Below are 6605 nucleotides of genomic sequence, written 5' to 3'. Positions count from 1 at the left end.
TGAGGTTCCCCCCAGGTAGTGGACACCGAGCTAGCGGGATCAGCGGTTCCGCTGGGAGGATGTTCACATGTCGCGGAAGCGTCGGTCGTTCACGACCGAGTACAAGGTCGATGCTGCGCATCGAGTGATCGATTCTGGTCGATCCATCGCCGAGGTCGCACGAGACCTCGGCCTCAACGAAGGCCTGCTGGGGCGGTGGGTCGCTGATGAGCGCCGGCGCCTGGACGCAGCGCGGCGAGAGGGCGATGAGCCACTGACCGCAGTCGAGCGCGACGAGCTTGCCCGGCTACGCCGGCAGGTCGCCGATCAGGAGAAGGACATCGCATTCTTGAAAAAAGCGTCGGCGTACTTCGCGGCGAACCATCAACGGTAGAGAAGTACGCGTTGATGGCCACGGAGTGCGCCACCACAGCAATCAGTCGAATGGCCACCCTGCTGGGTGTGTCAGCCTCGGGTTACTATCGGCATCTAAAGTCAACCAGGGCAACAGAATTAGGGATACAGAGGCAGCGTCGGGAAGAGTTGGCTGTGCGAATCGCTTCGATCCACGAAGACTCCCACGGTGTCTACGGATCGCCGCGGATCACCGCTGAGCTACGCGCGCGGGGCGAGTTCGTCACCGAGAAGACCGTCGCCAAAATCATGGCCGAGCGGGGCCTAGCTGGTATCAGTCCGCGCACCTTCTCGCCGCCGACGACGATCGTCGATCCGTTCGCGACGTTCCCGCCGGATCTGGTCGACCGCGTCTTCGATCAGGGCCGCACCGACGCCGTGTGGACGTCGGACATCACATATCTGACTTGCGGTGGCGAAGACATGTATCTGTGCGTGATCAAGGATGAGCATTCGAAGCGGGCGTTGGGGTGGGCTGTGGCCGATCACATGCGCGCTGACTTGGTGACCGATGCGGTCGATATGGCTGCTCGTACCCGTCGCGGTCGAACCAAGGGCATCATCATGCACTCGGACAGGGGATCTCAGTACACATCGTCCTTGATGACGAATGCCTGCGGGAAGTACGGTCTGCTTCGGTCGATGGGTCGGACCGGGGTGTGCTGGGACAACGCCGGTGCCGAGAGCCTGTGGTCGACGTTCAAGCACGAGCACTACTACCGCCACAGCTACGTCTACAAGAGCGAACTGGTTGCTGCGGTTGACAATTGGTTCGACTACTACAACACTCGACGGAGGCACTCAACGATCGGGATGCTCAGTCCCATCGACTACGAGATGTCATTGACCGCGGACCTTCAGGCCGCGTAACCACCCTCCACTATCCGGGGGGAACCTCATGTTACGTACGGCCGGGTGGCGTGCGAGTCTGGAGCCATGCAAACCACCACCCACCCGTATACCAAGTCAGCTCACATAGCGGCGGTCGTGATCGGCGTCGGTGGCATCGCGTTTGGTTTGTACTGGGGCATAAGTCACGCAGGTGAGCCCGAGATCTTCTCACCAACTCTGATCGGGTACGTAGGGGCCGCACTGGCGCTCAACAGCGGTTGGCGATTGGTGGCAGACCGAGGCCGATCCCGTCGCCGGGGGCGACCCTGAGACCCTGAGGCGCACCACCTCGTAGCACCAACCTGCCAGGATGATTCGGGGAAGCGCCACGCCGATGCTCTTGAGGAGCAACAATGCCAACTCTACTTGACATAATGTTTCTTATCGGCGTTGAGGTTGGGAGGGGTCGATCGAAGGTTGCTGTGGGTATCTGGAGTTCAGGTGAACACTGCCGTGAACATCTGAACGTGCCGGCACGGCCGTCATCTGAACTCTGTCGGCACGTTTCGACGTTCGGCAGTCGACAGGCCTGTGCGTCCGGAGCCGTCGGTGCGCATCCGCCTTGTGGCGTTCGCTCGTCGCCGTCTCATCGGGCCGGCGACAGCTACTCCACGGCGACCGCTCTCTGAACGCCAATCTTGGTGGACTTCAAACGCACAGTGCGGCAAGGTGATTACCCTCAAATCGTCACATGTGACGAAACCGCCTAGGTGGCTGCACCTGAGTGAGTAACGCCGGATCGGCGATGGCCGGAATCTCTGCGCCAGTACCCACGGAGCGCTCACTGCAGGCGCTGATTGCAAACCCGCCGCTGGTGCTCTCCAATCGCGGTGGGTAAATAGCCTCCACGTCGACCCGCCTAGTTGAACGAAGGACTACCCACCCAACCTCCTAGTGGACAATTGCGTCCGGTCGAACGTCCTTTCGTCACATGTGACGATAAGCCCTAGGGACGGGCCAGGTGCCAATTTTCCACATCGCATTGGCCGTCGTCGTTGTTTCCGGCCGCGAGAACACTGCCATCCCCGCGCAGGCCGAGAGTATGTGTGGACCCCGCAGCGATTGCTACAACATCTCGCCAGGTGTCAACGTCACACTGTCCTCGGGCGTTGTTGCCTGCAGCTCGAACTCGCCCTCCGGATTCGAGGCCCACTGTGTGATAGGTGCCCGCTGAGATGGCGACAATGTTTCGCCACGTACGCATCTCATCAGTTCCCGCGTCACGATTACCGGTGGCCAAAACCTGGCCCTGGCCGGTCACCGCAGCCGTGTGGAGGTAGCCGGCCGCGGCGGCCTTCACATCCCGCCAACCGGCGACTGCGCACTGTCCCCTGCTTGTGTTGCCTACTGCCGTCACAGTGCCGTCCGCATGAACGCCGACGGTGTGCCAGTCCCCTGCAGTCACAGCAATTACCTCTCGCCATCCTTCGACGTCGCAGGCCCCCTCGAGTCGACGCCCGCGTGCGCCTGCCGATCCGTCGGGAAAGACAACGACCGTTCGTCGCCAGCCCGCCGCGATGTCCACAACGCTTGTCCAATCGCCGACCTCGCACTGGCCGTCGGCGTTCCAGCCGGCGGCGGTGACGGTACCGTCGACATGCAGCCCGACAGTGTGCGCGCGTCCTGTATTGGATGCCGTGTGCACGTTCCCGGCTCCCACCGCCTCGATCGAAATCCACTGCTCGATAAGGGTTTCCGGCGCCTTCGGGCTACCGGCGGCCACTGCCGAACCGTCTGCCCTCACGCATACCGAATGCCGCCGCCCGGCGGCGATGATCTGACCCATCACGATCACGATAGGGCTTCTCGCGGCGCACTGGCGGCAATTTCGATTGCGGGCGGGGCGGAAGCGTTCTGTGAATCAGTGGGATCGGGCAGACGAGCATGGTTCGGCCACGAACTCACAAGCACGAATCTTGACAACTGTCCGGAAAAATCTTGACAGTTGCCATAGATTGACGGGAGACTCATTTGCACCACATGACGAAGCGGAGAACAACAGTGTCGTTGACCTTCTATCTCGACAAAGGTGCGTCGCTGGGCGCGGACGCTCCGTGTCTGACATTCAACGGAGTGTCGCTCAGCTACGGGGACGTCGTGACCCTCTCGCACTCGGTTGCCAAGGCGCTCAAGAGTTCCGGGGTGCGGCCGGGTGACAAGGTTGGCATCCTGTCGGCAAACCACCCGACATCATTTGCGTGCGTCTTCGGCATCTCGCGCGCGGGCGCAGTCTGGTGCCCGATCAATCCCCGCAATGCGGGCAGTGAGAACGCCGAGCTGCTCGACCTGTTCGATTGCACCACACTGATCTACCAACCTGCGTTCGACGCGCTGACCTCCGAGATCGCGCCGAAGCTGCCGAAGCTCTCGAACCTTGTGAGACTGGGCGACAGTGATGACACAGCCATCGGCTTCGACTCCTGGTTGGCCAAGGCCGAGGCGGGACTGCCAGCCGACAATGGCAGTGCTCCTGATGATTTCGTTGCGCTCGTCGGTACCGGCGGCACCACCGGCCGTCCCAAGGGCGTCATGCTCACCGGCCGCAACCTGGAAACAATGACAGCGATTGTGCTGATGCGCTATCCGTTCGAGGGTCGGCCACGGTACCTCGCGCTCGCGCCGCTCACTCATGCCGCTGGCGTGCTTTGTTTTCCCATTCTCGCGCTGGGCGGCGAGGTCGTCGTGATGGATCATCCCGACGTCGGAGACTTTCTCGAACTGATCGAGCGGCACCGCATCACCCACACCTTTCTGCCGCCCACGTTGATTTACATGACGCTGGATCACGAATCACTCGACTCCACCGATCTTTCCTCGCTGCAGTGCTTTTGGTACGGAGCCGCCCCCATCTCGACCACTCGCCTCGCCGAGGCCCTCGAACGCCTTGGACCGATGGCCCAGCTGTTCGGGCAGTCCGAGGCACCGATGATGATCTCCACGCTGTCACCGGCTGAGCACCGCCGGAAGGACGGAAGCGTCGACATCGACCGATTGTCGTCGGCAGGCCGACCATCACCGCTGGTGACCGTGGCGATTCTCGACGAAGACGGGATGGCGGTCCCAACGGGGGCTCGAGGCGAGGTTTGTGTCCGCGGGTCTCTGGTGATGGCGGGCTATTACCGCAATCCCGAAGCGACCGCGGAGGCCTCGACCCACGGATGGCATCACACCGGCGACATCGGCTACCTCGACGACGACGGCTTCCTCTACATCGTCGACCGCGCGAAAGACATGATCATCACCGGCGGCTTCAACGTCTACTCCGCCGAGGTGGAGCAGGCTCTGATGGCCCACCCTGCTGTCCGAGACTGCGCCGTCATCGGGTTACCCGATGAGAAGTGGGGCGAGAGAGTTACCGCCATCGTCTCGCTGCGACCCGACGTCGAGTTCGACGCCGACGATCTGATCACGTTCGTGAAAGCGCGTGTCGGCAGCGTCAAAGCACCCAAGCAGGTCGAAGTCTGGACCGACCTGCCCCGCTCGACCGTCGGAAAGATCCTCAAGACCGACATCCGCTCCACTCTTACCGCGAAATGATCGACACCCCAACAAAGTAACGAGGTCTACGACGATGGAACTAGCCCTATACCTTCCCAACTTTCGCGAAAAGGTCACCGTCACCGAGCTCGAGGACCTCACCCAGCTGGCCGAGGATCTCGACTTCGAATCCGTGTGGACGCTTGATCGCATCATCGTTCCGGAGTCCTCCGACCGGGCCGAGATGGAGTTCGCGTTCGGCATGATGCATGAGTTGCCCAAGCAGCTGCCCGTCTCCTCTCGGGGTGAGTTCCTCCAGGGCTTTCCGCTCATCCCCTGGCTCGCCGCCAAGACCAGTAAGGTCCGCATCGGTATGAGCATCATCGACACGCCGTACCGATCCCCGGGGGTGCTCGCCGCTGAACTGGCCACCATCGATCACCTCAGCAACGGACGGCTCAACGTCGCCGTGGGCTCAGGATGGATGCCAGAGGAGTTCGCGGCCGCGAGTGCCACGCATATCTTCCCGCGCCGCCACCAACACCTGCGCGAGACGATCGAGATCATGCAGGGTATCTGGACCAACGACGTCTTCGAGTACCACGGTGAATTCGCTGACTTCGGGCCCAGCGGTTTCGGAGCAAAACCCCTCCAGCAACCACATCCGCCTATCTACTTCAGTGGACTCAAGGACGCCAAACGCGCCGCGAAACGAGTAGCCAAGTACGGCCTGGACGGCTGGATTGGGATTCAGGACTCACCGGAGGAGATCGCGGAGTGGCGCAAAGGAATTCAGAATGAACTCGAAGCCCTCGACACCTCTCGCACCATCGACGACCTCGACATCGCCAGCATGATCTGGACCGTCATCACCGACGTGGACATGGACCAGACGCCGGCAGGCAAGGCCAGTAATCTGCTGGTCGGATCCGAGGCCCAGGTCACCGACATGCTCAAGCGCTATCGAGAGGCTGGACTCACCAAGCTGCTTCTGTGGCCGCCGTTCGCCGACGTCCCCACCCCCAAGACAATGGACGACATGAAGCGCCTGAAGAACGACATCCTGCCGAAAATCGAGGCGATGTAGAAGCGGCTACACAACGCGCAGGTGTCTGCGCAGATCACCGCAAGAACAGGTCGAAGGCCTCGGCCAGCTGATCTCGAGAAGACGTCAGCTGGTCGTGGTCATCGCTCAACAGGCTCATCAACGCACGCTGGAAGATGCCGTCGATGACGACGTAGGCCATGTTCGACGAGACGCGGGGCGTTACACCCGACAATTCGTAGAACCGGGTCACCACTCGCCACGTCATTTCCTCACGCCGAGATTCGATCTCGCGCACGTCTTCTCTGAACGACGACTCGAACAGGGTCTGATTGCGGAGGTCGTACCACAGCCGATGCAGCGCAGAGTCCGACTCGAGCGTCGCGAAGAACATCGCCGCGAACTCATCTCTCAGTTCTTGCGCGGTAGAGGCCGACGTGACGACCTCGTCGTAACGGGTGACGCACACGTCCTCGTAGATCCGGACTGCTTGCGCGATCAGGTCGAGCTTGTCGGAGAAGTAGTAGTGCAGAACCCCGTGTGAGAACGCCGAGTTCTGCGCAATCTCCCGCAAACTGGTGCGCGCGTAACCCAATTCGGCCAGCGTCAGCAGGGTGGCAGTCGCCAGCTCGATACGACGCGCCTCGAACTTGTCGGGGCCGCGCAACCCGGCTCGCGGGGTGTTATCGGCGACGGTGGTCATCGGAACAGTTTACGGCGCGCCCCCACGTGCGTGTCCAGCCGAAACAGTGCTCAGCGACCAATTTCTTTGACAATTGTCACAATTACTCTTGACACC

Annotated in this window: 6 protein-coding genes; 4 read left to right on the top strand and 2 right to left on the bottom strand. The window is 61.6% G+C overall.

Annotated features, from left to right (window positions below):
* The first annotated feature begins 67 nt into the window (after positions 1 to 67).
* Both BFL43_RS28275 and BFL43_RS28270 read left to right on the top strand, forming a co-directional pair.
* Positions 68 to 373, top strand: a complete 306-nt coding sequence (locus BFL43_RS28275) for a transposase (protein ID WP_084889730.1) — start codon at positions 68 to 70, stop codon at positions 371 to 373.
* Positions 325 to 1263 carry an IS3 family transposase gene (locus BFL43_RS28270; protein ID WP_143695004.1) on the top strand — a complete coding sequence of 313 codons (939 nt, stop codon included), beginning with the start codon at positions 325 to 327 and terminating at the stop codon, positions 1261 to 1263. Before BFL43_RS28275 ends, BFL43_RS28270 begins: the two co-directional genes overlap by 49 nt.
* Positions 1264 to 2230: 967 nt before the next feature.
* Here BFL43_RS28270 and BFL43_RS28265 read toward each other — a convergent pair.
* Positions 2231 to 3070: a chromosome condensation regulator gene (locus tag BFL43_RS28265; protein WP_084896961.1), complete on the bottom strand. Its 840-nt coding sequence runs from the start codon at positions 3068 to 3070 to the stop codon at positions 2231 to 2233.
* 215 nt (positions 3071 to 3285) lie between these two features.
* Between BFL43_RS28265 and BFL43_RS28260 the strand changes: the two genes are divergently transcribed.
* Positions 3286 to 4821 (top strand): long-chain fatty acid--CoA ligase, encoded by a 1536-nt coding sequence (locus BFL43_RS28260; protein ID WP_084896807.1) that lies wholly within the window; start codon positions 3286 to 3288, stop codon positions 4819 to 4821.
* A 34-nt stretch (positions 4822 to 4855) separates the two neighbouring features.
* Positions 4856 to 5848, top strand: a complete 993-nt coding sequence (locus BFL43_RS28255; RefSeq protein WP_084896805.1) for an LLM class flavin-dependent oxidoreductase — start codon at positions 4856 to 4858, stop codon at positions 5846 to 5848.
* 34 nt (positions 5849 to 5882) lie between these two features.
* Here BFL43_RS28255 and BFL43_RS28250 read toward each other — a convergent pair whose 3' ends face one another.
* Entirely contained in the window at positions 5883 to 6509 is a 627-nt protein-coding gene (locus tag BFL43_RS28250) for a TetR family transcriptional regulator (protein WP_084896803.1), read from the bottom strand.
* Positions 6510 to 6605: the final 96 nt, after the last annotated feature.

This window comes from Williamsia sp. 1135, from assembly GCF_002095395.1.
Lineage (GTDB): Bacteria > Actinomycetota > Actinomycetes > Mycobacteriales > Mycobacteriaceae > Williamsia.
This window is presented reverse-complemented; position numbering and strand designations above follow the sequence as displayed.

Coding starts and splice junctions, on each gene's coding strand:
- BFL43_RS28275 (WP_084889730.1), top strand. CDS start 68: ATGTCGCGGAAGCGTCGGTCGTTCACGACCGAGTACAAGGTCGATGCT.
- BFL43_RS28265 (WP_084896961.1), bottom strand. CDS start 3,070: ATGGGTCAGATCATCGCCGCCGGGCGGCGGCATTCGGTATGCGTGAGG.
- BFL43_RS28255 (WP_084896805.1), top strand. CDS start 4,856: ATGGAACTAGCCCTATACCTTCCCAACTTTCGCGAAAAGGTCACCGTC.
- BFL43_RS28250 (WP_084896803.1), bottom strand. CDS start 6,509: ATGACCACCGTCGCCGATAACACCCCGCGAGCCGGGTTGCGCGGCCCC.